Origin of the sequence: Rubrobacter tropicus, assembly GCF_011492945.1 — a bacterium.
In the GTDB taxonomy this organism is placed as follows: Bacteria; Actinomycetota; Rubrobacteria; order Rubrobacterales; family Rubrobacteraceae; genus Rubrobacter_D; species Rubrobacter_D tropicus.
Window position 1 is genome coordinate 2,301,037 of record NZ_CP045119.1, and the last position, 25,397, is coordinate 2,326,433.

The following is a 25,397-nucleotide window of genomic DNA, read 5'->3' on the forward strand; positions in this document are numbered from 1 at the left end:
ACTGATGCGTTGGATCGTCGGATCCAGCCTGCGGTTCCGGTGGCTGGTTATCTTTGCCGCGGCGGTGCTGATGATCTTCGGCATCGGCGAGACCCGCAACGCGGACGTGGACGTCTTCCCCGAGTTCGCCCCGCCGCAGGTCGAGATCCAGACCATCGCGGTCGGCAACTCCTCGCAGCAGGTCGAGGAGCTGATCACGATCCCGCTGGAAGACCAGCTCAACGGTATTCCCGGCCTCGAGGAGATGCGCTCGAAATCGGTTATCGACCTCTCGCAGATCCAGCTGATCTTCAGCAGGGACACCGACCTATACGAGGCCCGGCAGCTGGTGCAGGAGCGCCTGACGGCGGCGTCGCCCGACCTGCCGACCTGGGCCAGCCCACCCTTCATGATGCCTCCCCTGTCGTCGACGAGCCGGGTGATGAAGATCGGGATCTCCTCGGACGAGCTGAACATGAGAGAGATGTCCGTGGTCGCCTACTGGAAGATCCGGCAAGAGCTCCTGCGCGTGGACGGCGTGGCGAACGTGATGATCTACGGCGAGCAACTCCAGCAGCAGCACGTGTACGTCGACCCGAAGAAGCTCGCCGACAACGGCGTCTCGGTGGAGCAGGTGATGAAGAGCACGGGAGATGCCCTGGACGCGGGACTGCTGCGCTACTCCGAGGGCGCGGTGATCGGAACCGGCGGTTTCGTCGAGTCGAACGGCCAGAGGCTCGACGTGCGCAACGTGCTGCCGATCGTCCGGCCGGACGACCTCGCCAGGGTGCCGCTCGAGGGGAGCGACGGCACGAGCTTGCGCCTCGAGGACGTGGCGACCGTGGACTGGGGTCACCAGCCGCTGAGCGGCGACGCCGTCATCAACGACGGCCACGGCCTCATGCTGATCGTCCAGAAGTTCCCGAACGCCAACACGGTGGAGGTGACGCGGGGTATCGAAGAGGCGATCGACGACATGCGCCCCGGCCTCCCCGCCATGCAGATCGACACTACGATCTTCCGGCCGGCCACCTTTATCGAGCTGGCGATCAACAACCTCACGAGGGCGTTGCTGCTCGGCGTCGTGCTGGTGATCCTGATCCTGGCCGCGTTCCTTTTCGAGTGGCGCACCGCGTTGATCAGCCTGATCGCGATTCCGCTGTCGCTACTGGCGGCCGTGCTCGTGCTCCAGGAGCTCGGCGCCATCATAAACGTGATGATCCTCGCGGGGCTCGTCGTCTCCATCGGCGTCGTCGTCGACGACGCGATCATCGACGTCGAGAACATCGTGCGAAGATTGCGCCAGAACCGGAGCGAGGGCACGGGAAGGACGTTGATCTCCATCGTGCTCGACGCGTCGGTGGAGGTGCGCACGGCGATTACCTACGCGACCCTGATCAACGTCGTCGCGGTGATCCCGGTCTTCTTCCTACCAGGCCTCTCGGGCGCGTTCTTCAAGCCGCTCGTCCTCTCCTACGGGCTGGCGGTGCTCGTGTCGATGGTCGTGGCGCTGACCGTCACGCCGGCGCTGTGCCTGATCCTCCTCTCGAGGGGGCACAGGCACCATGAGTCCCCCCTGCTGCGGGTGCTGAAGCGCGGCTACGGCGCGTTTCTTGCCCGCATCATCCGCACGCCGCGGCCGGCCATGGGCGTCGCCACCACCTGCCTGCTTGCGGGCGTCCTGGTGGTGCCGACGCTCGGGACGATCCTGCTCCCGGACTTCAAGGAGAGGGACTTCCTCATGCACTGGTTGACGAAGCCGGGCACTTCGCAACAGGAAGAGTACCGGATCTCGGTGCGGGGCTGTCAGGACCTTCGGGAGATCCCCGGCGTGCGCAACTGCGGATCGCACATAGGTCAGGCCTACCTCTCCGACGAGCCCTACGGCGTGGACTTCGGCGAGAACTGGATCAGCGTCAGCCCCAGGGTCGACTACGACAAGACCCTGGCGGCCGTCCAGGAGACGGTAGACAGCTACCCGGGGATCTACAGGGACGTGCAGACGTACTTGAGGGAGAGGGTCAAGGAGGTGCTGACGGGCACGAGCGAGGCCATCGTCGTGCGCATTTACGGCCCCGACCTCGACGTGCTTCGCGCCAAGGCGGACGAGATAACGGAGCAGATCGCACCCATCGACGGCGTCATCGACGCGCACCCCGACTTCGCGGAGGATCTGCCCCACGCGGAGATCGAGGTGGACCTCGCCGCGGCGGAAGAACACGGGCTCAAGCCCGGCGACGTGCGCCGGCAGGCGGCCACGTTGGTGGCGAGCGAAGAGGTCGGCGACATCTTCCGCGGCGGCAAGGCCTACGACGTGCACGTGTGGAGCACGCCCGAGACCCGCCACGACTTCACCAGCCTGCGCGAGCTCCCGATCGACACCCCGGGGGGCGAACAGATACGCCTGGAGCAGGTGGCGGACGTCCGCCTCGGGCCGATCCCGAACGCCATCGAGCGCACGCAGCAGTCGCGCCGGATCGACGTCGGCGCCAACGTGGAGGGGCGAGACCTCGGCGCCGTCGTGGCCGACGTCGAGGAACAACTCGCGGGTGTCGGGCTGCCGCGCGAGTACCACCTGGAGGTCCTTGGAGAGTCAAACGAGCTGGCCGAAGCGCAGAAGAACCTGCTGATCTACGGCGTGGCAGCGGCGCTCGCGATCTTCTTCCTATTGCAGGCATCCTTCGGGAGCGTGCGCCTGGCAGTCTTGCTCTTCCTCACCCTGCCGATGGCGCTGGTGGGAGGGGTGCTCGCGGTGTGGATGGGCGACGGCATACTCTCGCTCGGCTCGCTGATAGGGTTCCTGACGGTCTTCGGCATCGCGGCGCGGAACGGGATCCTGATGATCAGCCACTTCCAGCACCTCGAGCGCGAAGAGGGCGAGGCGTTCGGGCCCGCGCTCGTCCTGCGCGGTGCCAAGGAGCGCCTCGCGCCGATCCTGATGACCGCCTCTGCGACGGGTCTTGCGCTCGTGCCGCTGGCGGTCGCTGGCAGCATCGCCGGCCACGAGATCGAGCACCCGATGGCGATAGTCATCCTCGGCGGCCTCATCACCTCGACGTTGCTGAACCTGTTCGTCCTGCCGTCCCTCTACTTGCGTTTCGGGAAGAGCAGGAGAGAGCTTGCGCGCATGAGTTAGCGGACGCTGGCGACCAGCCGTCCTTGCGGCGAGGAGTCTTTCTCCTCGCCGCCGACGTAAAGGAGACAAGGGATGAAAATCCTTATCGCCATTGTTTTTGTCCCCCTGACGGCGCTTCTGGCCGCCTGCGGCGCGCAACAGGGCGCCAATCAGGAGAGCGCCAACCGGGACGCCCAGACGAGCGCCGAGAGCACGCAGGCGGAGCACCTGACGGGAACCGCCGAGGAGTTCGACCGAGCGCAGTTCGACAACCCCACGCAGATCGACAACGAGTACCAGCCCTTCGAGCCGGGGACGCAGTGGGTGTACGAGGGGGCCATCACCAACGAGGAGACCGGCGTTCGGGAGAAGCATCGCCTCGTCGTCACCGCCACCGACCTGACCAAGGTCGTCGACGGCGTGCGGACCCTGGTGGTCCACGACAAGGAGACCACCCAGGCGGGCCAGATGCTCGAGCCTGAGGTCCGCTTCCACGCGCAGGACAACGAGGGGAACGTCTGGTACTTCGGCGAGTACCGCGAGGAGTTCGAAGACGGCAAGCTGGTCGAGCCCCGCGCCTGGGTCCCCGGCCAGAAGGGGGCCAGGGAGGGGATCTCCATGCAGGCAGATCCCCGGCCCGGCACGCCAAGCTACGCGCAGGGGTACGCGCCGAAGCCCGTAGTCTGGGTCGATCGGGGCAAGGTCTACGACGTGAACCGGAAGACCTGCGTCCCCGTCGGTTGCTACGACGACGTAGTGGTGATCGACGAGTTCGAGCGGACCAAGCCGGGCGCCTTCCAGCAGAAGTACTTCGCGCCGGGCGTCGGGGAGGTCAGGGTCGGCTGGAGGGGCGAGAAGGAGAAAGAGCGGGAGACGATGGTCCTGGTGGAGCGGCGGCACCTCGACCCCGAGGCCCTGGCGAAGGTAAGGCAGGACGCGATCGAGCTGGACCGCCGCGGCTACGAGCAGCCGAACAAGGTCGGACCCTTCTGGAAGTACACCAAGGAGGTCTACCGTCACACCCAACCGGTAGAGCGTACCTTCCAGGCGGAATGATGCCGGGGCGCAGCTTGTGCCGGGGCAAGGGAGCGTAGGCGAAGAAAGGGAGAGCGTCAGCAGCGGCGTCGGCCGCAATTGACCACGGCGTCGCCGACGAGCCGGGCGACGCCGACAAACCGGACGGTACCGAAGACCGGGCCCGGAAGTTGTTCTCGTATCGTATGGAGCGCGAACTGTGGCAAGAAGCAGCGATCATCTAGCGGTTTCGGACAGAACTTCAGAGGAGGAATCGCATCTGCTGGTAGCCGAGGATCTACGGAAGTCCTACGGCGACAACCCGGCCCTGAAGGGCCTCTCTTTCTCGCTAAGGCCAGGCAGAATCCTGGGCTTTCTGGGCCCCAACGGCGCCGGCAAGACGACCGCCATCCGGATCCTGACCACCGTCTTAAAGCCCTCCGCGGGAGGTTTCTCCGTCAACGGCATCGGCCACGACGACCCGACCAGGATCCGCAAGATCATCGGCGTCTTGCCCGAAAGCCAGGGCCTCATCGAGGGCATGACGGGCGCCGAAACCCTGACGTATTTCGGCAGGCTCTACGGCCAGAGGGCATCCGAGGCCAGGAGGCGCGCCGCGGGCCTACTGAGGGAGGTCGGCCTGGAGAACAGGGCAAACTCCCTGGTGTCTACTTACAGCCGTGGGATGAGGCAGAGGTTGGGTATCGCCCGGGCGCTCATAAACGAGCCTGCGCTCCTGTTCCTGGACGAGCCCACCCTGGGGTTGGACCCGAAGGGCCAGCGGGGGCTGCTCCTGCTGCTGAAGGACATCGCCCGCCGTCATGGCACGGGCATAATCCTGTGCAGCCACCTCCTTTCAGAGATCGAGGAGGTTTGCGACGACGTGGTCATACTGAGGTCTGGCGGGATCGTCGCCTCGGGCACGGTCTCCGAGGTGCTGCAAAACGCCCGCCACAACAACGTGCAACTGCGCATCCCGGCGGACTTTGTAGAGCGGGCCACGGAGACGCTCGGGGCCTTGCCCGGCGTCCGGCAAATCTCCCGGAGGGGAACAGGCGAATCGCTCTACCGGCTTGACGTCGAGCTCGAGGACGTGGCGGGGCGGCAGGCAAAGGCGGACCTGAGAAACGGGATGTTGTCGGCCTTGATAGAGGCCCGGATACCGATACTCAACTACGATGCCGCGGGCGTCAGCCTCCAGGACGTCTTCCTTCAGCTTACCGACGAGGAGCAGGTAGAAACATGACGACTACAGCGGAACGCGTCGAGCGCAGGTCTTCGGGTCCGGCGGCGCCGGGGTGGGTCGTGATCGCGTTGCGGGAGCTCTCGGCCCTGTGGCGGGGAGGAAGGATTCTGGTCCTGATCATCCCGTTCAGCATGGTGCTGAGCGCCATATCCTACCTTCTGGCGACCAACAACGAGCTGAACCTGATCCCCCCGAAAGAGATGGTCCTCCTGGTCCTGCAGGTCAGCCTGGCGGTCAGCATCCTTATCACCCTGATCCTCGGCGCCAACGCGATCAGCGGCATGCGGGAGAACGGGACGCTTGAGAGCCTGCTGGTAACGCCTGTAAGTCGCCAACAGATCGTTCTGGGCAAGTTCCTGGCGGCCCTCTCCCCTGGCCCGTCATGCTTGCCGTCGCCGCCCCTACGCGGCGATACTCTCCCCCGACGCCCGCTTCTTCTGGCTCTCGTTGTCGGTGTTCGCCCTCGTGGGCAGCCTGCTCGTGATCCTCTCCGCGGGCTTCGGCCTGCTCGTCAGCATCTACTCGAACTCCAACAAGTCGAGCCTGTCGGTGAGCCTGGTAGTCCTTCTCCTGTCCATGTCGTTCACCCAGTTGCCGGGCACCACGCAGACGGGCAACATCGCGCGGTTGTTCAAGCGCATCAACCCGATGGAGTCGACGTGGCACTTCACCGAGAAGGTGCTCGTCAACAACAGGACGATCTCCGAGATGACCAGCATTACGGGGCCGGAAGGCAACTGGCTCTTGTCGCCGCTCTTGCTGACGGGGCTGGTACTGGGCCTGCTCTTCGTCTACAGGCCAAAGCTAAACCTCGAAGGAAAGCTGGACCTCGACGAGATCCTGGGCCTGTTTCGCAGAAGGCAGTCGGCAGCCCCGGTGGTCTTCTTGCTGGTCCTGGCAGGCTCCCTCTTGTTCACGCCGGGCGCCCTCGCCCAGAACGTGGTGAAGCAGGACGTCGGGATCTCGATCGACAGGTCCTACGAGACGCGAAGGACCGGAGACATATTCAACTTCACCACCAGGGTAAAGAACAACGAACCCAGCCAGCAATCCGCGCCACTGGTGGTTGCCATGAACATAGTAAACCTCGGAAGCGGAGAGCCGGTCGACCCGGAGGATTGGTCCCCGGAGCGACTGCAGGCCCTGGACCCGCTCGCGCCCGGGCAGGCTTCCGAGTTGCACTGGGAGGTGGACCCGATCCTTGAGGGCGACTACCTCGTCTACATGGTGCTTGCTCCCAAACCGGGCGGCAAGACGTCGACCAGCCAACCGGTAACGACACCGGCCATCCACCTGACTGTCACGCGATACACCTGGCTAAACCCGGGGAACGTCGTGCCGCTGGCGATCGGCATGCCCCTCGCTTTGACGGCGATGTGGATAGGCCTGAGAGCCCTGCGGCGCAGGGAGATCGGACGCGTCTCCCCCACCCCGGGGTAGACACAGATCCAGGACCTCGAAGCGGTTTTGCAAAGTGGGTGGACCCGCTTGCAAAGCTTCAGCGGTCAACTTTCAGCTGAGGACAAGAAGCTGATAGCTGACCGCGCGGGCTGCGGAGGCATTGAGCCTCCGCAGCCCGCATCAGAGACCCGGTTCCCGCGGGCCGGGGGACTTCTTCGGTAGGCGTAGCGTGAAAGTGGAGCCCTCGCCTGGCTTGCTGCTCACCTCGACGGTACCGCCGTGGGCCTCGGCGATCTGGCGCGCGATGGAGAGTCCCAACCCCGCGCCGCCCTTCGTACGGGACGGGTCGGCCCGGTAGAAGCGCTCGAAGACGAAGGGCATCTGGGAATCGGGGATGCCGATTCCCGTATCGGAGACCTCGAGCTCCGCCCGGCCGTCCCTCTCGCGCACCCGCACCGTCGCCTTGCCCCCCTCGGGCGTGTACTTCACGGCGTTGTCCAGGAGTATGCCCGCCAGCCGCAGGATGCTGTCGCGGTCGAAGGTTGCCATGACCGCGCGCGCGGGACGGGCGTACTCGACGGACGTTCTCCCGTCGGCCGTGGCCCTGGCCGTTTGGACCGCCTCTTCGGCGACGGCGGCGAGGTCGTGGCGCCCGAACTCCAGGCCGCCTCCTTCGTCGCCGCGGGTGAGGGCCAGGAGGGATTCGACGAGGTCGCCCATCCTCGCGGCCTCCCGCCGGATGGCGCCGACGCTCCGTCTTGCCCTCTGCGGGTCCTCTTCGAGCGCCCACTCGTCCAGCATCCTGGCGTGACCGCTGATGGAGGTGAGCGGCGTGCGCAACTCGTGGCTGGCATCGGCGGCGAAGCGGCGCTGGCGCTCCAGGGCCTCCTCCCTGCGAGCGAGGGCGGCTTCGAGGCGCGAGAGAAGACCGTTTATGGTGATGGTGAGACGCCCGACCTCGTCTTTGGGGTTCGCCACGGGCAGCCGTTTGGAGAGGTCGCCCTCGCCCATCTCCCGGGCCGCGCTCGTCACCGCCCCGACGGGCCTCAAGGCCGCCCGCGCCAGGAAGTACGCGCCGCCGATGGACAAAAACAGGGCCGCGCCGATGCCGGTCGCCAGCACGGTCGCGAAGACCTCGAGCGTCTCCTGGGCGGGCTCGTAGGACTTGCCGGCTTCAAGCACCCGCGCGGGACCGTCCTCCGGGTCTACCGGCACGGCGTAGACGTAGTCGGGCTCCTCGGAGGAGAGCTCCGCCGTGCCGCCCTCGGGTTCCCCGGAGCCGAGCGCCCGTTTCCAGACGGAGTCCCTGGCCTCTTCGTTCTCCGAAAGGTTCGGTGTCTGGTTGAGGATCCTGCCCTCCCCATCCCTGACGATGAGGAAGACGCCGTCCGCCGTGAGCTGCCCCGCGTCGTCGTCCAGGGGATCTTCGCCGTCCTCGAGTGCCCTGGCGGCCGCGACGGCGCGGACGCGGGCGGTGTCCTCGACACCCGAGACCAGGGCCTCACGCAACAGCAGGTAGAGCGAGAGGCCGAGCGCCAGGAGGATGGCGCCGATGATAAGCGCGTTGAAGAGCGTCAGGCGCCGCCGGATCGACAAGGACCCTCTACGCCCCTTTCAGGGCGTACCCCGCGCCCCTGACGGTGTGGATCAGCTTCTGCTCCCCGGCCACGTCCACCTTCTTCCTGAGGTACGCGACGTAGACCTCCACGGCGTTGGTGGTGACCCCGAAGTTCTGGTCCCACACCTGGCTGAGAAGGAGCTCCCGCGAGAGAACCCGCCTGGGGTTGCGGGCCATGAACTGCAGCAGGTCGTACTCGCGGGCGGTAAGCTCGATCTCGCGCTCGCCGCGCCTGACCTCGCGCGTGGCCGTGTTCACCTCCAGGTCTGCGACCACGAGCACCTCCTCCCCCTCCGCGCGCCTCAGCAGGGCCCGGATGCGGGCGAGAAGCTCGTCCATGTCGAACGGCTTGGTGACGTAGTCGTCGGCGCCGAGGTCGAGGCTGTGGACCTTGTCTAGCGTGGCGTCGCGGGCGGTGAGCATGATGACCGGCACCCGGTTGCCCTCGTGCCTGAGCTCCTTCAAGACCCCCACCCCGTCCAGTTTCGGCAGCATGATGTCCAGAAGCACGAGCTCGGGCCTGAACCGCCGGGCCTCCTCGAGGCCGGAGGGACCGTCGTAGGCGCAGCGTACGCGGAAGCCGAGGCGCCCTAGCTCGGGCTCGACGAAGTCGGCGATCGAGCGGTCGTCTTCCACCAGGAGTATGCGAGTGCCTGACCTCATCTGCTCCTCGTCACCTTCCCAACCGGTATTGTACTTCCTGGTCCTCCTCGTGATGACCGCCCGTCTTGCCCGGAGGTCCAGGTCTCCCCGTCCGGCTCGCGAGGCCCGCCACGCACCGGGCACCTATCCAGCCGCAGGCGATCCCGAGGCCCGCCCCCGCCAGCACGTCCGTCGGGTAGTGGACGCCGACGTAGACGCGCGAGTAGGAGATGGCGGCGGCGAGGGCGAGCATGCCCCATCCCCAAAACGGCACCCGCTTCAGGGACCACCTGGCAACCAGCACGACGCCGGTGGCGGCGGAGAAGGCGCTGGCGGCGTGCCCGGACGGGAACGCGTAGGAGCTCGGCCTGGGGACGAGCAGCCGCGCATCCAGCGCGGAGGCCAACGGTCTCGGCCGCACGGTGAGCTCCTTGAGGACATCCGAGGCCCCGTGACCCAGGATGAGCGCGAACAGACCGGCCAGGGCCACGACGCGTCCCGTCCGCCCGCCGAAGACGGCGATGGCCCCGAGCAACGCCAGCCAGACCGCGCCGGAGTTCCCGGCCCGGCTCAGGGTCGTCATCAGCCAGTCGAGCGCCGGGGCCGTCCACGACCCGTTGATCGAGTGGAAGAGGGCCTGATCCCAACCGGCCATATAGGGATCCGGGTCCCTACTCTTACCTCTGGCCCCGCGGGGCGCGGGCCGGTTCGTTTGTCCGAGACCGCGTTCCCAGCGGTTCCCGGGGGTCGAAACCTTCGCGCCCGGCAAGCCACCCGCCCCCTTCCGGCGAGACGCCGCGGGCGGCGAGAGCGGCGAATACCCCCGCGATTACCGTGAACGCCGCCAGCCCCCCGACGTGCGGAAGCTGTAGCAAAAAAGCCTCCTTGCCCACGATAACGTTCTCGAGCGCGAGCCTCGCTTGCGCGACGGGACTCAAGGCGTTGTAGGCGCTGGCGAGCCAGCTCTTCTGCAGCGCGGCGCCGAGCAGGGCCGGGGTCACCATCACGAGCAGCACGGCCATGGAGGCGAGCATCACCCCACGCCCGGAGCGCGAGAGGGCGCTTATGCCCACGGTCAGGGTCGCGAAGCCCGCCACGCAGAAGGTGCCCAGGACGAAGGTGTAGATCAACACCGCCCACGGGACGCTTGCGCCGATGCCGGCCACAAGGACGTAGGGGACGGAGATGGCGAAGACGAGAAACCACGTCGCCAAGGCTCCCCAGACCTTGCCCAGGAGCGGCGCCCCACGCTTCGCAGGGGTGAGCAGCCCGCCCTCCAGCGTCGCCCGCTCCTTCTTGCCGGACACGGGGTCCGCCGCAAAGACGCCGGCCACGAGGAGGCCCAGACCTATAGCGAGGCTCGCCACCGTGTAGAGGACTTCGTCCTGCCCCGAGGACGAAAGCTCTTTGTCCGTGAGCAGGAGATCCGAGCTCACCAGGTTCAGGACGACCGCGGTGAGCACGGCCCACATCGACCCTCTGACGCCGTAGAGGTTCCGTCGCGCCTCCCCGGCACCGATACGGGCGGAGTCCTTCAGGAAGGAACCTCCCACAACAGCGGCCGACGCGTCCATCGCGACACCTCCTCTCCCCCCTCCAGCCCCGTGCGGCCGGTGGAGACCTCCTCCGCTAAAGGGGCGAGCCGTTACGCGCCGCGAACCCCGATGGCTTCTGTAACCGGCGACACGGGCAGGCCCAACACGGACCGATTCGGCCAGGCATCTCTGGTAGGAGCGCTCTCGCAGAGGGCCGTTGAGGGCCAGGCCCGCCCACAAGAGGCCCGCCACGACAAGTTGCTGGGCCAACGCCGGGGTCCGGACTGTCGCGAAGGCCGAATCCCAGGAGAATAGAAACGCCCCCGTCAGGACCAGGAGAAGTGCCCCCGCGTAGTTCATCCAGCTGCGCACCACGTGCTCCTTCCCCTCTGAGGCCAGGCACCTCACCAACTCACTTTTCACGACCATCCGGTCACGCACGGACAGTCTAATCATCGTTTCTGAGAGGGAGATGAGAACTTCCCGGGTCAGGCGCATACGGTCCGCCGACGGTGGATGTTCACCCCCGTTCCCCGGGAAGGGCCCACGTTTCTCAGCGGATTCTTAGGATCGGGTCGCATACTCGGCAGAGAAGCTGTTTCGGGCTCGGGCGCTGGTTGCGCTGAACGCGCGGGCCGAGCCCAGGGAGAAGGCGGTGAACAGCATGGCACGGGGAACGGTATTGGGAGTAATCATCGGGGTGGCGGTCTTGCTCGCGGCAGGGTGCGGCGGCTCCTCCGGGGAGACCGGCGACGCCACCGGGAGTACCCGGAAAGCCTACGCGCCCCGAGTCGATCCCGCCGATTTCACCACCACCATCGACAACGAGTACTTCCCGCTAGAGCCCGGCACCACCTTCGTCTACGAGAAGCGCGGGGAGAAGGCGGAGCGCGATGAGGTGGCCGTCACCCACGACACCCGGCGGGTCATGGGCGTGGAATGCGTCGTCGTCAGGGACACGGCCACGGAGGGCGGCGAGCTGATCGAACGGACCTTCGACTGGTACGCCCAGGACGAGAAGGGCACCGTCTGGTACTTCGGGGAGGACACCAAGGAGTACAGGAACGGGAAGGTGGTCAGCACCGGCGGTTCGTGGGAGGCAGGGGTGGACGGGGCCAGGCCCGGCATCATCATGCAGGCCGACCCGAAGCCTGGCCTCTCCTACCGCCAGGAGTACTACGAGGGCGAGGCCGAGGACAAGGCCGAGGTCGTCAGCGTAAACGAATCGGCCACGGTGCCATACGGTTCGTTCGACCACGTGCTGATCACAAAGGAATGGACGCCACTTGAGCCCGGCCTCGTGGAGCACAAGTACTACGCCCCCGGGGTGGGCCAGGTGGGCGCCTCAGAGGGCCTGAACCTGGTCGACGTCAAGACCGGGTGAGGGCCTCCGGCGCGGGAGGCGCGGACGAGACCCCGGCGGCGGCGGGTACGGTTTCGCGGCCGTTTGCGGTGCCCGGTGCTTGCCCCGTCCGGCTTGCACTTTGGTACGAGCCCACGGTCGGCGCCGGGTTGCACCTTGGGTTGTATTAGGGTCCCTTCCGGCCCGCATCGACGCCCGAACCCTTGTCGCCCCCTTCCCGTTCGGCTATCTGTGGGTCCACGGAGTTAAATCCGCGTTACACGGCGGGTAAGGAAATCGGCGTCGGTCCTCACGGGAAATCGGCGCCCCGGGATACAGGGGAGTGTCGCTTGGCACGGTCGGCAACGACGCCGGTCCTCGATAAGCAAATGGGTTTGCCTATCCTGCAGGGCCCGAAGACGCTGCGTAAGCAGCGGCTCGTAGTCCTGGTGCTGGTGCTCTCGGATATCCTGCTCGCCCTTTTCGTCTGGGAGGCCGCGCGCCTGGTTCAGGTAATTTGGGGGCGCGGGCCTCTCTCGGAGATCACGCAGGCAGCCGTGGTGCCGAACGTCGGGATCTGGGTAGGGCTGCGGGCCCTGTTCGGGCTCTACCCCGGCTACGGCCTCGACGCCGCCGAGGAGTTGCGCCGGCAGACGTACGCGACGTTCGCCACGCTGGCGATAACCCTGCTCTTCGCCGTCACGCTCCAGGCGGAGGACATACTCTCCCGCCTCCTGGTGTTCTCGGGCTTTCTGGGGCTCCTCGCGCTCGCGCCGCTGGCGCGTCATTTCGTCAAGCTCGCCCTGATAAGGGTCGGGTCGTGGGGCAAGCCGGTCATGATCATGGGCTCCGGGGAGACCGGCGCCACGATCGTGAGGCTCCTCAAGCGGGAGCGCGAGATGGGCCTCACCCCCGTCGCCGTCTTCGACAACCGGCTGGTCCCGGCGGGTCGAACCCTCGAGGGCGTGCCCTACGGGGGGACGCTGCCGGACGCGATGTCGCTGGCGCGGGAGCACGGGGTGGACACGGCCATCTTCGCCATGCCGCACATCCGCCGCGAGCACCTGGCGAGGTTCGTGGGCCAGGCGAGCCGCTGCTTCTCCCGGGTCGTCGTCATCCCGAACCTCGGCGGGGTGACCAACTCCGCCGCGACGGCAAGGAACCTGGGGGGAACCTTCGGCGTGGAGATCACTCACAACCTCCTCAACCCGTGGGCGCTGCGCTCCAAGCGCGTGCTCGACCTCGTCGCAACCATCTGCGGGGGGGGCCTGATCCTGCCGCTCATCCTGGTCCTCTCGGCGTTCGTGTGGCTCGAGTCCGGCGGACCCGTCTTCTACAGGGACCAGCGCCTGGGCCAGGACGAGCGGCTCTTCGCGTGCCTGAAGTTCAGGACCATGCTGCCCGACGCCGAGGCCATGCTGCAGCGGCTGCTGGAGGAGGACGCCGAGATGCGGGAGCAGTACCTGATCTACCACAAGCTCCACGACGACCCCCGCGTCACCCGGGTGGGGCGCTTCCTGCGCCGGACCAGCCTGGACGAGCTGCCGCAGCTCTGGAACGTGCTGCGCGGCGAGATGAGCCTGGTCGGCCCGAGGCCCTACCTGCCCCGCGAGTCCGCGGACATAGGCAAGACGCAGGCCGAGATCCTGCGCGTCCCCCCCGGAATGACCGGCCCGTGGCAGGTCTCCGGGCGCAACCGCACCTCCTTCGAGGGGCGGGTGCGGATGGACGCCTACTACGTGCGTGACTGGTCGGTGTGGCTCGACCTCGTCCTGCTGGCCCGCACCGTCAAGGTCGTTCTGTCCAAGGGAGGAGCCTACTAGCATGCAGCGACAGCCCAAACCCCGCAGGCAGGCCGCGGCCTGGATCTTCTCCGTCCTGCTCGCCCTCGCGATGCTGGGCGGCTTCGGTCGCCTGGGCGACATTTCGGCGTTCGCTGTCCCGACGGACGTGGGCTTCAGGGACTTCTCCTTCGGCACCGCCGTGGGCTCACCCACGGGCAACAAGGCGCAGAGCAAGCTCTGGTTCAACGACGGCACCTGGTGGGGAAGCCTCTTCGACCCGTCCGCCAACGACTACCACATCTACCGTTTCGACAAGGCGAACCACAGCTGGACGGGAACGGGCACCCTCATCGACCGCCGGAACAACTCGAAGGCCGACACCCTGTGGGACGGCAACAAACTGTACGTCGCCTCCGCCGTCGTGAGCGCCACCGGCACGGACCAGTCCGCCAAGGTCCTGCGCTACAGCTACGACGAGTCGGCACAGACCTACACCCTCGACACAGGCTTCCCCGTCACCGTCGGCAGCGGCCCGATGGAGGCGATCACGCTGGACAAGGACACCACGGGCAAGCTCTGGGTGACCTTCACCCAGGGCGGCCGCGTCCTCGTGAACCGCTCCCAGGGGAGCGACACGAGCTGGGGCCAGCCCTTCGTCCCGCCCGTCGCGGGCACCAACGTCGACCCCGACGACATCTCGGCCGTGGCCGCCTACGACCTGCGCACGGCGGCGCCCAAGATGGGCCTGATGTGGAGCAACCAGCTCGACGACAAGGTCTACTTCACGGCCCACACGGACGGGGCCGCGGACGACGCGTGGCAGCCGACCCGGACGGTCATAGAGGGTCCCAAGAGCGCCGACGACCACATCAGCCTAAAGTCGCTGCAGACGGATCCCGAGGGCAGGATCTTCACCGTTCACAAGACCTCCTTCGGCGACACGGGCACCCCGGATCCCAACGCGCCCCTGATCCTGCTGACCGTCCTGCGCCAGGACGGCAGCTTCACCCGCCACGTCTTCGGCCGGGTCGCCGACGACCACACAAGGCCCGCGCTTATAACCGACGAGGAGAACCACAACCTCTACGTCTTCGCCACCGCCCCGGTCTCCCCCGGCGGCACGATCTACTACAAGAAGACGTCCCTCGACGCCCCGAACTTCCCGGAGGGCCGCGGCACGCCGTTTATCAAGAGCAGCACAGACACCTCCATCAACAACGTGACCTCCACCAAGCAGAACGCCACGAGCGCCAGCGGGATACTGATGCTGGCCTCGGACGACGCCAGCAACTTCTACCTCCACAACACCATAGACATCGAGGCCGACACCGCCCCGCCGACCATAAACCTGCAGACGCCCCCCGAGGGCGCGACCTACGCCCTCAACCAGACAGTGAACACGGCCTACACCTGCGCCGACGCCGGTTCCGGCGTGCAATCCTGCACCGGCACCGCGCCGAACGGGGCCGCCATCGACACGGCCTCGCCCGGGCAGAAGAACTTCACGGTGACGGCGACGGACAACGCCGGCAACACGTCCTCGACCAGCCACGCCTACACCGTCGAGGACGCTCCCCCCGCCGCCCAGTGCTCCGACGGTATCGACAACGACGGAGACGGCAAGATCGACTTCGGAACCGGGCCCAGCAACGACCCTGGCTGCCAGTCGGCGACCGACAACGACGAGGCCGACGCGCCGACGCCGAAGTGCACGATCAACGGCACGGCGGCCAACAACACGATCAACGGCACCTCGCGCAACGACGTGATCTGCGGCTTCGGCGGCGACGACACCCTGAAGGGTCTGGGCGGCAACGACACGCTTCTCGGCCATGGCGGCAACGACACCCTCCAGGGCGGCTCGGGCAACGACACCAACCGCGGCTCCATCGGCGCCGACACCGTCGCGGGCGGCGCGGGGGCCGACAGGCTCTTCGGGGACGAGGACAACGACAAGCTCAACTCGAAGGACACCGTGAGCGGCAACGACGAAGTCAACGGCGGGACCGGCACGGATCGCTGCACCACGGACGCCACGGAGGCTTCCATAACCGGTTGCCCGTAGCATCCCAAACCCCAGGCAAGCGCGAAGCCGCGAGCGGCACTCCCCGCCCACCCCCGGGGAGTGCCGCAATTCCGCCACCGCGGTCTCCTGACAGCGGTTTGCGGAAGGATGGGGCCCATGACGAACGGGCCACGAGTCATGGAGGTTTTGGGGCTTTCAGGTTCTTGGGCTATTAGGCTTTTAGGGGTGTAGGGTCGGAGCTTGCCCGGGGTTTCGAGACGCACCCCTCAAGACCTCGGTGCCTCAAAACCTCACCAACACCAGAGTTCAGTACTTATGCAACCCGCTATGAGATCCTGACGGCCAGATCGCTTCGCCTCCCCCAAACGGATAGGGTATAGCCCTCATCGAAGAAGTGGGCAAAACTCCCGCTGGAACCGGACCTCCTTTCGTCTCCTGATGCGAACTTCGGAAACTACCGCGCACCCGGGTGGGCAAGGGCATGAAGAGGGGCCGCGCGTATGGCGCCCGGCCCTTTGCCGCTACGGGTCCGACCGCCGCGCAGAACGTCCCAACAGAATTTGAAGCCATCGCCCCATGTTCAGCATCCCCTTCTTTGCGACCATGGCCTCGTGGCGTTTGGCGGAAGAAACACGGGGGGCACCTCGGGCCATAAAAACCGTAGTTCGGAGGCGCGATCCTGGCGTTTCTGCTCGCGGTGGGGTTCGCGGCTTTGGTGCCCATCGGCGAGGACGCGCACCTCGCCAGGCCCTGCGGGCGCCACGCCGCACCTCGTGGTTGCGGCCAGGAACGGAGCGCATCGGGTGGGGCGGTCGGGCCCCTCCGAAGCGTCGTGGGTACGCGAAGCGAAAGAGGGGTGGTTGGCAGGAACGGACGCGGGTGTAGAAAGGATAAGAGTCCAGCAAGAGTCTATTGCGCTTTATGCGTGAACGGAGGGACGCAAGAAGGTGGGCGTAGAGACGAGGAGAGCGGTGGCGGTCCTTCTGGTGTCGATGCTGCTGGTGGCGCTGGCCGCGGGGGCGGCGCTGGCGGCCAACATCAACGGCACGGCAAACGCCGACTTGATAGGACCAGGGCCATACAACGGGGTTTCTCTGACGGCCAACGACGTGATCCGGGCGCTAGGTGGTGACGACAGGGTCGACCCCTACCTCGGCAACGACACGGTATTTGGTGGCGAGGGCAACGACACGTTGCTAGGAGCGGAGGGCAACGACAACGTCAAGGGCGAGAACGGCGACGACACCATCGACCTCGCGGCGTTTGACACCCAGGGCTCGGTGGACAGAGGCTTCGGAGGAGGAGGCGACGAAGTCTTCCTTGCCGAGGACGGCAACAAGGACTTCATCAACTGCGGACCCGGCGACGACATCGTCGAAAGCTTCGACAACGGTCTCGACGTAGTCCACGCAACCTGCGAGTAGTCGCAGAATCTCTGGCCGACCTCAGAGACCAAACGGGCCGGGGCCCTACGAGACCCCGGCCCCCTTCGTACTTGAATTCGGCACGATGCACCGCACGGAACAACGCAAGTGAGCTTCGAGCTTTCGGCGCGAGTGCGCTGCCCGCCGCGGTTCTTGCGCGCCAGGGACTACCCGAGGCCTGAATACTGCGCGTTGTATCGACCAGGCAAAGCGGCACCATGTCCAGTGTGGCGTAGCTCCTCAGGGCAGATGATCCAAATTGCGGCCTTCGGGTCTCCCGAGATGTTCGCCCAGACCACCTCGCCCGGCGGAACGTCGCCGCGCCCCACCAATTCTGTGGTCAAGGCGGCGAATCGGGCCGCGCAGGCTGTCGCGGCCGGCGGGTTGTTGGCTTACCTATCGGAACCTGAGGGGCGCGCCCGGCAGGACTCGAACCTGCAACCTGCGGATTAGAAGTCCGCTGCTCTGTCCAGTTGAGCTACGGGCGCATCTGGCTTGCGCGCGGGGAGCATTATAGCCGAAGCGTGCCTGATGTTGAGTGTAACGGGGCTAGTGGTTATGCCACAATACGGGCTACTGATCCTCGAGGTCGGGGAGGGATGTCGGTGAGATCCGAAAACGGTGAGGCTTCTGGGCGTAGCGGTGAGCTGCTGCGCGAGAGCGAGGAGCGATTCCGGCTCCTGGTCGAGGGCGTAAAGGACTACGCGATCTTCATGCTCGACCCCGAGGGACGCATCGTCACCTGGAACCGGGGCGCCGAACGCATCAAGGGCTACAAGTCCGGGGAGATCCTGGGCCGGCACTTCTCGGTCTTCTACACCGAGGAGGACGTCGAGCGCGGGCACCCCGCCTGGGAGTTGCGCCTCGCGGCGGCGGAGGGCAGCTACGAGGAGACGGGCCTGAGGGTGCGCAAGGACGGCTCACGGTTCTGGGCCAGCGTCGTCATCACCGCCCTGAGGAGCGAGGAGGGGGACATCCGCGGCTTCGCCAAGGTCACGCGGGACATAACCGAACGCGTGGAGGCGGAAGAACGCGAGCGTTTGCTGCTCCGAGAACAGGTGGCGCGGGAGCAATTTTCGCGCATCCTGGAGAGCATAACCGACGCCTTCTTCGCGGTCGACGACGGGTGGCGGTTCACCTACCTCAACCACAGGGCGGAGGAGCTCTGGGGCCGCTCCCGCGAGGAGCTGCTCGGGTCGACCATCTGGGAGGAGTTTCCGAGGCTGGCGGACTCCGAGCTCTACCGGCGGATGATGCTCGCGGCGGAGCGCCGCGTTACGACCGAGTTCGAGACGGTAGTCCCCGTCCTCGGCTTTTGGGCGGCCGGGCAGATCTACCCCTCCGAAGACGGCCTCTCGGTCTACTTCAGGGACGTGACCGGGCGCAAGCGGACCGAGGAGGAGCTGAGGCGGAGCACGGAGCGCTACCGGGGCTTCGTCGAGCACTCAACCGAGGGCATCTGGCGCTTCGAACTCGAGGAGCCCGTGCCGACGGACCTGCCCGTAGAGGAGCAGATCGAGAGGTTCTACAGCCACGGTTACCTTGCCGAGTGCAACGACGCGATGGCGGCCATGTACGGGTTTTCGCGGGCAGAGGAGATCCTGGGCGCGCGACTCGGCGATCTCTTGCCCCGCCCGGTACCGGAGAACCTGCAATACCTCGAGGCTTTCGTGAGGTCCGGCTACCGGATCGCCGACGCCGAGTCGGTCGAGGTGGACCGGGATGGCAGGCCCAAGCACTTCCTGAACAACCTCGCCGGCATAGTGGAAGAAGGCCGCCTGGTAAGGGCCTGGGGGACGCAGCGGGACGTAACCGAACGCCACCTGGCCGAAGAGGCGCAACGCCTTTTGGCCGAGGCGAGCGACGTGCTCGCCTCCTCGCTCGACTACCGGGCGACGCTCTCCAACGTCGCCCGCCTGGCGGTGCCCGCCCTGGCCGACTGGTGCGCCGTGGACGTCTTTGGGGAAGACGGCGCGCTTGAGCGGCTCGCCGTCGAGCACCCGGACCCCGAGAAGGTGGCGCTCGCCTACGAGTTGCAGGAACGCTACCCTCCCGACCCGGATGCCCCGAGGGGCGTGCACCGGGTCCTGAGGACCGGTGAGCCGGAGATGATGCCCGAGATACCCCCCGAGGTGATCGAAGGTGTCGCCCGCGACGAGGAGCACCGCGAGATCCTCAGGAAACTGGGTCTGAGGTCGTACATGGTGGTCCCGCTCCTCGCGCGGGGCCGGACGCTCGGCGCGATCTCCCTGGTCGCGGCGGAGTCGGGCCGGCGCTACGGGGAGCCCGACCTGGAGTTCGCCAGGGAGCTGGCCCGGCGCGCGGCCCTCGCCGTGGACAACGCCAAGCTCTTCGAGGAGGCCCGGCGGGAGCTCTCCGAGCGCAGGCGGGCGCAGGAAGAGTTGCGGGCGTCCAGGGACCAGCTGGAGGTAGTTTTGCGCGGGGTGGCGGACGGCATTACCGCCCAGGACCCGACGGGACGCATCATCTACGCCAACGAGACGGCGGCTAGGTTGGTTGGGTACCCCTCGGCCCGCGAGTTCATCGGGGCCCCCGTGCGGGAGGTGATGGCGAGGTTCGAAGTCTTCGACGAAGAGGGGCTGCCGTTCCCCGTCGAGGAGTTGCCGGGACGCAGGGCGCTCGCCGGCGAGGAGGGGGGCGAGAAGGTCCTGCGCTTCCGCGTCCGGGCGACGGACGAGGACCGGTGGGCGCTCGTCAGATCGGAGCCCGTTTTCGACGAGCAGCACGGGGTACGCATGGCGGTAAACATCTTCAGGGATATAACCGAGAGGCGGCGGGCGGGTGAGGCCCTGCGAAAGGTGCGGGAGGCCGAGCGAAACCGGATGGCCCGCGACCTGCACGACAGCGTACTGCAGGACCTCTCCTACACCGCCGCGGCGATGGGGGTGGTGATGCTACAAGCCGAAGGAACAGAACTGGAGAAGCAACTTCAGGGGGCAATCGACGCCATCCGTCGGGCCGCCCAGGGGCTGCGGGACGCGGTTCACGACCTTCGCATCGAAGACGAGCTGAACCGGCCCTTCCCCGACCTCGTGAACGACCTCGTAGACCGTAACCGGTCTATGGCCGCAGGCTACGAGATCGACCTGGAAATCGAAGATGGATTCCCGTCGTATCCTTTGGGGGAGACCGGGACGCAACTCTGGCGCGTGCTCCAGGAGGCGCTAACCAACGCCAGGCGTCATTCGCAGGCAAGCAAAGTGACGGTCGTGCTCAAGACCGAGGGGGAGGACATGATCGCGGAGGTCTCGGACGACGGGCGGGGCTTCGGCCCCGAAACCGTCCCCGGCGTGGGCCAGAACAGCATGCGCGAGCGGGCGGCGGCCGTCGGCGGCTCACTGCAAGTCGAGAGCGAACCGGGGCGGGGAACCAGGGTGCTCTTGCGGGCCCCCTTGCCGAAGGAGGTAAGGAATTGAAGGGGGAAGGGCTCGCAACGCTAACCCGTATCATGCTGGTCGACGATCACCTCGAATTCAGGAACCTCATGGTCGAACTGCTCGAAGGCCAGCCCGACCTCGAGGTCACGGCCCAGGCCGGCTCCCTCACCGAGGCCCGTAGCCAGGTGGCGACGGCGAAGTTCGACGTGGTAGTCCTCGACCTCGGCCTCCCAGACGGCAACGGGGCCGACCTGATCGGCGAGCTGCACGAGGCGAACCCCGAGGGTTCCGTCCTGATAATGAGCGCCAGCCTCCACCCGACCAACATCGAGAGGGCCATGCGCGCGGGCGCTGCAGAGGTCCTCGATAAACTCTCCTCCCCCAAAGAGGTAATCTGCACCGTGCGACGGCTCGGAAACGCCTGACAGCCGATGGCTGACAGCGGAGGCGGGGCCGCAGCGGGCTGACGGCTGACGGCGCGGATCGCAGTGGCTCAATGCCACTGCGATCCGCTTTAGGCCACCCGGGATCGGCCGGGCTCCATGCCGCACACCCCACCCATGAGAGAGCGGGTGAGGGGGATCGAACCCCCATCGCCAGCTTGGAAGGCTGGAGCTCTACCATTGAGCTACACCCGCTTGTGCGTAGGTCTTCCGGGCTCTGCTGTCGGGGCGAGAGGATTCGAACCTCCGACCCCCTGCTCCCAAAGCAGGTGCGCTACCAGGCTGCGCCACGCCCCGCGGAGACCAGGGGTGAGTATAACAAAGGGCGCGCGGCTTTAAATGACGGCCGCGGGCGTCACGGCCACTATCTCCTCGTCGAGAAAGCGGCTACCCAGAGTCGCGAACTCTTCGGGATCTGCGCTGCAGACGTACGTGGCGTTCCCCTCGTCCTCGACGTTTAGGGGGCGTCGCAGGTTACCGCGGCGCGAGAGCATCCGGCCGACCTCAAGAGCGGTCTGGCCGGCGGAGGAGATCAGGCGCACCTCGGGCCCAAGGATCCGGTTTATGGGCGCGGAGATGAGCGGGTAGTGGGTGCACCCGAGCACCACGGCGTCCACCCGCCGCCGCATGAGCGGCTCCAGATATCCCGCCGCCACGGACTCGAGCTCGGGCCCGTCCACGATGCCCTTCTCGATCAGGGGCACGAACTCGGGGCACGCCTGCTCGTAGACCTCTATACCGGCGTCCAGAGAGTGAACCGCCCGCCTGTAAGCCGCGCTCCTGGCGGTCAGCTGCGTCGCCAGGACACCGACGCGGCGATTGCGCGTCTCCTCGACGGCTGCCCTGGCTCCGGGCTCCACGACGCCTATGATCGGGACCTCGAAGGAGCGCTGCAGGGTGCGCAGGGCGGCGGCGGCGGCCGTGTTGCAGGCGATCACGACCATCTTCACGTCCTGCTCGACCAGGTAGCGCACGATCTCGAACGCGAACCATCTGACCTCGGCGGGGTCCCGCGGCCCGTAGGGGACCCGCGCCGTGTCCCCGAAGTACAAGGTGTGCTCGTAGGGCAGCCGATCCCGAATCTCCGCCAGAACCGTCAGCCCCCCGACACCCGAATCGAAAACCCCTATAGGCCGTGGATCGCTCACGGGGCTCTATTATATCCGTTCAACAGACTTTCCAATGAACTCACCCGGACCATGATCTCCTTCGGCCGTCAGGGCAGACGCTTCGAGCACCGCGTAGCCGGCCTCTGCACCCACAACGGATACGTCCTCCTGACGAGGGCGGATCAAGACGATTACCGGCTTCTACCCGGAGGGAGGGTCGAACTTTCGGAAGACACCCGCACCACCCTGAGCCGCGAATTGATCTAGGAGACAGGGTACGAGGCGGAGATCAAAGACCTGCTCCGGAAAGTCGAGAACTTCTGCAACCTGGACAAAACCGACTACCACGAACCGGCCTTCATCTACGCCGTCTCTCCCACAGACCCGGCCATCCTGGATAGGAGCTGGACCCGTCGCACGTTGAACGGAGACATCGAAATCGAGCTCCGGTGGTTCCAGCTAGACCAGATCAAAGCCCTCGACTTCAAGCCATCTCTCCTTGCCTCCGGCTTAAAAGCCCCGCCCCAAACACCACAGCACGTAACAGCAATAGAGCCACTCCAGAAAGAAGCTGACCGCTGAAAGCCTCCGAAGGAGGCGTGCTGACAAGGCGCGAAGCGCCGGGCTGAAAGCGTAGGCCGAAGGCCGAAGCGTGCGGGCCCCGGAGGGGAACCGTCCGGGGCCCTTCAGTGGAGGCGGCGGGACTCGAACCCGCGTCCGCGAGCGCGCCGTCCGTGAGATTCTACGAGCGTAGCTCCCGGTTTAGTTTCGCCTTCCGCGCCGGACCGGGGCGCCGCCGCGGGGCTAGCCCTTCAAGTGTCCCCCAGAAGCTCCGGGCCGGAACCCCTGAGGTAGAGCCCACTAAATGACACCGGACCCCGGGCCGTGGGCCGCCCGGACCGATGGGCTACCTAGTTTAGTTAGGCTGCCATCGCAACATTGTCGTTGGCGAGTATCTTTGTCGCCGGCGTTTTACGAGTCTCCAGCAAACTCGGCTCGTCTCACTGGACGCTGACCACTCCCGTCGAAGCCAAAACGCCCCCTGTGTAGGCAGTGATTTTATCACTGCCGCCGTCAGCCGTCAGCTATCAGCTTTCAGCCACCGATAGACCAGGCGAGATGGCCTGCGCCCCACGGGCGGTTTGCAGCACCGTGAACACTTAAAGCCGCTCGCATCGCTGGCTCCCATTCGAGACAACAAAGCTGACGGCTGAAAGCTGATAGCTAATAGCTGACCACTCTACCGGCGCAGGCTCTCCTTGACGGCGCGTTGCATCTCGCGTTCCGCCGTCTTGCGGGCGATGTCGCGGCGCTTGTCGTACTCGCGCTTGCGGCTGGCTACTCCGATCTGGAGCTTGACGTTGCCGTTTTTGGAGTAGAGCTTGAGCGGGACGAGGGTGTTGCCCTCGGTCAGGGTTTTGCCGATGAGGCGGTCTATCTCCTTGCGGTGCAGGAGCAGCTTCCGGTCGCGGGTCGGGCGCTGGTCGCGCTGGGTGGCGTTCTCGTAGGGGGAGACGTGCATCCCGATCAGGAACACCTCGCCGTCGCGCACCCGCGCGTAGCTCTCCTTGAGGTTGGCCCGGCCTTCGCGGATGGACTTGACCTCGGGGCCCGTCAGCGAGATCCCGGCCTCGTAGGTCTCTTCTATGTTGAAGTCGTGCAAAGCTTTCTTGTTGCGCGCAAAGTCGGTCATAGCCGTTTCACCACTCTTAACTCGGCCCGCCGCATGAGCGGGAGTACGTCGATCAATTCTACCAGCACCCTGTCCCCCACCCTGTAGGAAGCCCCGATGGTGTTGTTGGACAGCACCACGCCGCTCTCCTCTAGCTCCCACCAGCCAGGGAGCTTGCTGACGTGGACGAGCCCGGTTGCGCCCGTCTCCAGTTGGACGAAGAGGCCGAAGGAGGCGGTGCTCACGACCGTCCCTTCCAGGTCCTCACCGACGCGGTCGCGCATCAGCCACATCAGGGTGTAGTCGTCAGCAGTGCGCTCGCAGATCGCGGAGCGGTACTCCCGCTCGGAGATCTCGGCCGCGACGGTCGGAAGGTCGGCCGGGGCCTCGTCGCCCAGCAGAGCCCGGTGAACGAGGACGTCGGCGTAGCGCCGGATCGGGGAGGTGAAATGCGTGTAGTGCTCCAGCGCGAGCCCGTAGTGCCCGTCGTCTTGGGGCGAGTAGAGCGCGCGCGGGATGGAGCGCAGTATCAGATAGTTTACGGCGTCGGACTTCGCCATCTGGGAGATGGTCCCGAGGTTCTCGGGCGTCGGCTCGACCTGCATCCCGACCGCCGCTAACCTCTGGCCCAAGGTCTCCAAGGATTCCTCGTCCGGCCTCTCGTGTACCCGGAAAACGCCGCCGTTGCTGCCAGATAGCATCCTCGCCACGGCCTCGTTGGCGAGGACCATGAGCTCCTCTATAAGCTCCCGCGCCGGCGTCGAGCGCCGCGTCGTAGAGCCCACGGGGACCCCGTCTTCGTCCAGCTCGTACTCGGGCTCCCTCCCGCCAAGCTCCAGCTTGCCCCGCCTGGCCGCCCCCGTCTTCAGGCGCCGGGATAGGTCGTAGGCGGCCCTTACCAGGTCGGACTGCTCCGTCTCTCCCCCACCGTCCAGAAATGCGTCTACGCCGGCGTAGGTGAGCCTCGCGTCGCTGACTATAAGGCTCCTGTAGGCCACGGCGCTTTTCGTCTCACCGCCCCCCGAAACCTCCACCTCTGCCGTCACCGTGGCCCGCTCCACGTTCGGCTTCAGCGAGCAGACGTCGTTCGAGAGCCGCTCGGGCAGCATGGGCGCTACGGTGCCGGGCAGGTAGACCGAGTTCCCCCGGAACTCCGCCTGCCTGTCGAGCGCGGAGCCGGGCTCTACGAAGTGGCTAACGTCCGCGATGTGCACCCACACCCTGTAGCCGTCGGCCAGGCGCTCGACGGAGATGGCGTCGTCGAAGTCCTTCGCGTCGTCGCCGTCGATCGTGACCGTCGGCAGGTGCCTGAGGTCCCGGCGCTCACCGATCGGCTTCCCGGCGACGGCCTCCGCCCCCGCCTCGACCTTCGGGGGAAACGTCCGTCCGGTTCCGATAGAGGCAAACAGGGCTTCGTAGACGTTGCGGGGGTCGTCCGAGGGTCCGATCACGCGCGTGACCTCGCCCCGCAGCGAGCGGTTCATCTCCCTCGCGTTCACCAGCACGATGTCCCCAACCTCGGCCCCACGCCGAACCTTGCGTCCGACCAGCACAGGACGACGCTCCTCCACGAACAGAGGATCGGCGACGGAATACTTGCCCCTTCGGACCAGCACAGCGGGAATAATCAAAGCCTGACCCCGGTCTGG

17 protein-coding genes, 3 tRNA genes, 1 other RNA gene and 1 pseudogene are annotated in these 25,397 nt (G+C 66.5%); 11 read left to right on the forward strand and 11 right to left on the reverse strand.

Annotated elements, in window-relative coordinates; translation table 11 throughout:
- Window positions 1–4: 4 nt before the first annotated feature.
- The 5 genes and pseudogenes from GBA63_RS11480 (at window position 5) to GBA63_RS23620 (ending at window position 6,794) form a co-directional block, all read left to right on the forward strand.
- The gene (locus GBA63_RS11480) at window positions 5–3,115 is read left to right on the forward strand and encodes an efflux RND transporter permease subunit (protein WP_166176198.1); all 3,111 of its coding nucleotides are present in this window, start codon (window positions 5–7) and stop codon (window positions 3,113–3,115) included.
- Window positions 3,116–3,187: 72 nt separating this feature from the next.
- Window positions 3,188–4,150 carry a hypothetical protein gene (locus GBA63_RS11485; RefSeq protein ID WP_166176200.1) on the forward strand — a complete coding sequence of 321 codons (963 nt, stop codon included), beginning with the start codon at window positions 3,188–3,190 and terminating at the stop codon, window positions 4,148–4,150.
- Between the two features lie 178 nt (window positions 4,151–4,328).
- Window positions 4,329–5,354, forward strand: coding sequence for an ABC transporter ATP-binding protein (locus GBA63_RS11490; protein ID WP_207956730.1), 1,026 nt, complete (start codon window positions 4,329–4,331; stop codon window positions 5,352–5,354).
- Between the two features lie 200 nt (window positions 5,355–5,554).
- Window positions 5,555–5,707, forward strand: a pseudogene (locus tag GBA63_RS24375) (ABC transporter permease subunit); the annotation flags it as partial.
- Between the two features lie 94 nt (window positions 5,708–5,801).
- Window positions 5,802–6,794, forward strand: a complete 993-nt coding sequence (locus GBA63_RS23620; RefSeq protein ID WP_228282102.1) for a hypothetical protein — start codon at window positions 5,802–5,804, stop codon at window positions 6,792–6,794.
- A 141-nt stretch (window positions 6,795–6,935) separates the two neighbouring features.
- Here GBA63_RS23620 and GBA63_RS11500 read toward each other — a convergent pair whose 3' ends face one another.
- From GBA63_RS11500 to GBA63_RS11515, 4 genes are read right to left on the reverse strand one after another with little or no spacing between them, the layout of a single operon-like run.
- Window positions 6,936–8,351: a sensor histidine kinase gene (locus GBA63_RS11500; RefSeq protein ID WP_166176202.1), complete on the reverse strand. Its 1,416-nt coding sequence runs from the start codon at window positions 8,349–8,351 to the stop codon at window positions 6,936–6,938.
- A 7-nt stretch (window positions 8,352–8,358) separates the two neighbouring features.
- The gene (locus GBA63_RS11505; RefSeq protein ID WP_166176204.1) at window positions 8,359–9,036 is read right to left on the reverse strand and encodes a response regulator transcription factor; all 678 of its coding nucleotides are present in this window, start codon (window positions 9,034–9,036) and stop codon (window positions 8,359–8,361) included.
- A 10-nt stretch (window positions 9,037–9,046) separates the two neighbouring features.
- Entirely contained in the window at window positions 9,047–9,670 is a 624-nt protein-coding gene (locus GBA63_RS11510) for a phosphatase PAP2 family protein (protein WP_166176206.1), read from the reverse strand.
- Between the two features lie 22 nt (window positions 9,671–9,692).
- Window positions 9,693–10,589 carry an ABC transporter permease subunit gene (locus tag GBA63_RS11515; protein ID WP_166176208.1) on the reverse strand — a complete coding sequence of 299 codons (897 nt, stop codon included), beginning with the start codon at window positions 10,587–10,589 and terminating at the stop codon, window positions 9,693–9,695.
- A gap of 625 nt (window positions 10,590–11,214) precedes the next feature.
- On the opposite strand from GBA63_RS11515, the gene GBA63_RS11520 reads away from it, so the two are divergent.
- The 4 genes from GBA63_RS11520 (at window position 11,215) to GBA63_RS11535 (ending at window position 17,126) form a co-directional block, all read left to right on the forward strand.
- Window positions 11,215–11,934 carry a hypothetical protein gene (locus tag GBA63_RS11520; RefSeq protein ID WP_166176210.1) on the forward strand — a complete coding sequence of 240 codons (720 nt, stop codon included), beginning with the start codon at window positions 11,215–11,217 and terminating at the stop codon, window positions 11,932–11,934.
- A 308-nt stretch (window positions 11,935–12,242) separates the two neighbouring features.
- On the forward strand, window positions 12,243–13,715 hold the full coding sequence (gene wbaP, locus GBA63_RS11525) for an undecaprenyl-phosphate galactose phosphotransferase WbaP (RefSeq protein ID WP_166176212.1): 1,473 nt from the start codon (window positions 12,243–12,245) through the stop codon (window positions 13,713–13,715).
- A gap of 1 nt (window position 13,716) precedes the next feature.
- Window positions 13,717–15,741 carry a calcium-binding protein gene (locus tag GBA63_RS11530; RefSeq protein WP_166176214.1) on the forward strand — a complete coding sequence of 675 codons (2,025 nt, stop codon included), beginning with the start codon at window positions 13,717–13,719 and terminating at the stop codon, window positions 15,739–15,741.
- 908 nt (window positions 15,742–16,649) lie between these two features.
- A complete protein-coding gene (locus tag GBA63_RS11535; protein ID WP_207956731.1) occupies window positions 16,650–17,126 on the forward strand; it encodes a calcium-binding protein in 477 nt (158 codons plus the stop codon).
- Window positions 17,127–17,540: 414 nt separating this feature from the next.
- On the opposite strand, the gene GBA63_RS11540 is transcribed toward GBA63_RS11535, so the two are convergent.
- Window positions 17,541–17,614: transfer RNA gene (locus GBA63_RS11540), tRNA-Arg, on the reverse strand.
- A 117-nt stretch (window positions 17,615–17,731) separates the two neighbouring features.
- On the opposite strand from GBA63_RS11540, the gene GBA63_RS11545 reads away from it, so the two are divergent.
- Together GBA63_RS11545 and GBA63_RS11550 are read left to right on the forward strand one after the other, a co-directional pair.
- A complete protein-coding gene (locus GBA63_RS11545) occupies window positions 17,732–20,563 on the forward strand; it encodes a PAS domain S-box protein (protein WP_207956732.1) in 2,832 nt (943 codons plus the stop codon).
- Window positions 20,560–20,949 (forward strand): response regulator, encoded by a 390-nt coding sequence (locus tag GBA63_RS11550; RefSeq protein ID WP_166176218.1) that lies wholly within the window; start codon window positions 20,560–20,562, stop codon window positions 20,947–20,949. Before GBA63_RS11545 ends, GBA63_RS11550 begins: the two co-directional genes overlap by 4 nt.
- A gap of 142 nt (window positions 20,950–21,091) precedes the next feature.
- Here the strand turns inward: GBA63_RS11550 and GBA63_RS11555 are convergent.
- From GBA63_RS11555 to GBA63_RS11580, 6 genes are all read right to left on the reverse strand, one after another.
- Window positions 21,092–21,162: transfer RNA gene (locus tag GBA63_RS11555), tRNA-Gly, on the reverse strand.
- A gap of 28 nt (window positions 21,163–21,190) precedes the next feature.
- Window positions 21,191–21,264: transfer RNA gene (locus GBA63_RS11560), tRNA-Pro, on the reverse strand.
- Between the two features lie 38 nt (window positions 21,265–21,302).
- Window positions 21,303–22,115 (reverse strand): glutamate racemase, encoded by an 813-nt coding sequence (murI, locus tag GBA63_RS11565; RefSeq protein ID WP_166176220.1) that lies wholly within the window; start codon window positions 22,113–22,115, stop codon window positions 21,303–21,305.
- 648 nt (window positions 22,116–22,763) lie between these two features.
- Window positions 22,764–23,119, reverse strand: a transfer-messenger RNA (tmRNA) gene (gene ssrA, locus GBA63_RS11570).
- A 197-nt stretch (window positions 23,120–23,316) separates the two neighbouring features.
- Window positions 23,317–23,769 (reverse strand): SsrA-binding protein SmpB, encoded by a 453-nt coding sequence (gene smpB / locus GBA63_RS11575; RefSeq protein ID WP_166176222.1) that lies wholly within the window; start codon window positions 23,767–23,769, stop codon window positions 23,317–23,319.
- Entirely contained in the window at window positions 23,766–25,301 is a 1,536-nt protein-coding gene (locus GBA63_RS11580; RefSeq protein ID WP_166176224.1) for a ribonuclease R family protein, read from the reverse strand. The genes smpB and GBA63_RS11580 overlap by 4 nt, the downstream gene beginning before the upstream one ends.
- Between the last annotated feature and the right edge of the window lie 96 nt (window positions 25,302–25,397).

Excerpts from the sequence above, each read along its gene's own strand:
- GBA63_RS11480 (WP_166176198.1), top strand. The coding sequence starts at position 5 with ATGCGTTGGATCGTCGGATCCAGCCTGCGGTTCCGGTGGCTGGTTATC.
- GBA63_RS11485 (WP_166176200.1), top strand. The coding sequence starts at position 3,188 with ATGAAAATCCTTATCGCCATTGTTTTTGTCCCCCTGACGGCGCTTCTG.
- GBA63_RS11505 (WP_166176204.1), bottom strand. The coding sequence starts at position 9,036 with ATGAGGTCAGGCACTCGCATACTCCTGGTGGAAGACGACCGCTCGATC.
- GBA63_RS11510 (WP_166176206.1), bottom strand. The coding sequence starts at position 9,670 with ATGGCCGGTTGGGATCAGGCCCTCTTCCACTCGATCAACGGGTCGTGG.
- GBA63_RS11515 (WP_166176208.1), bottom strand. The coding sequence starts at position 10,589 with ATGGACGCGTCGGCCGCTGTTGTGGGAGGTTCCTTCCTGAAGGACTCC.
- GBA63_RS11520 (WP_166176210.1), top strand. The coding sequence starts at position 11,215 with ATGGCACGGGGAACGGTATTGGGAGTAATCATCGGGGTGGCGGTCTTG.
- GBA63_RS11530 (WP_166176214.1), top strand. The coding sequence starts at position 13,717 with ATGCAGCGACAGCCCAAACCCCGCAGGCAGGCCGCGGCCTGGATCTTC.
- smpB (WP_166176222.1), bottom strand. The coding sequence starts at position 23,769 with ATGACCGACTTTGCGCGCAACAAGAAAGCTTTGCACGACTTCAACATA.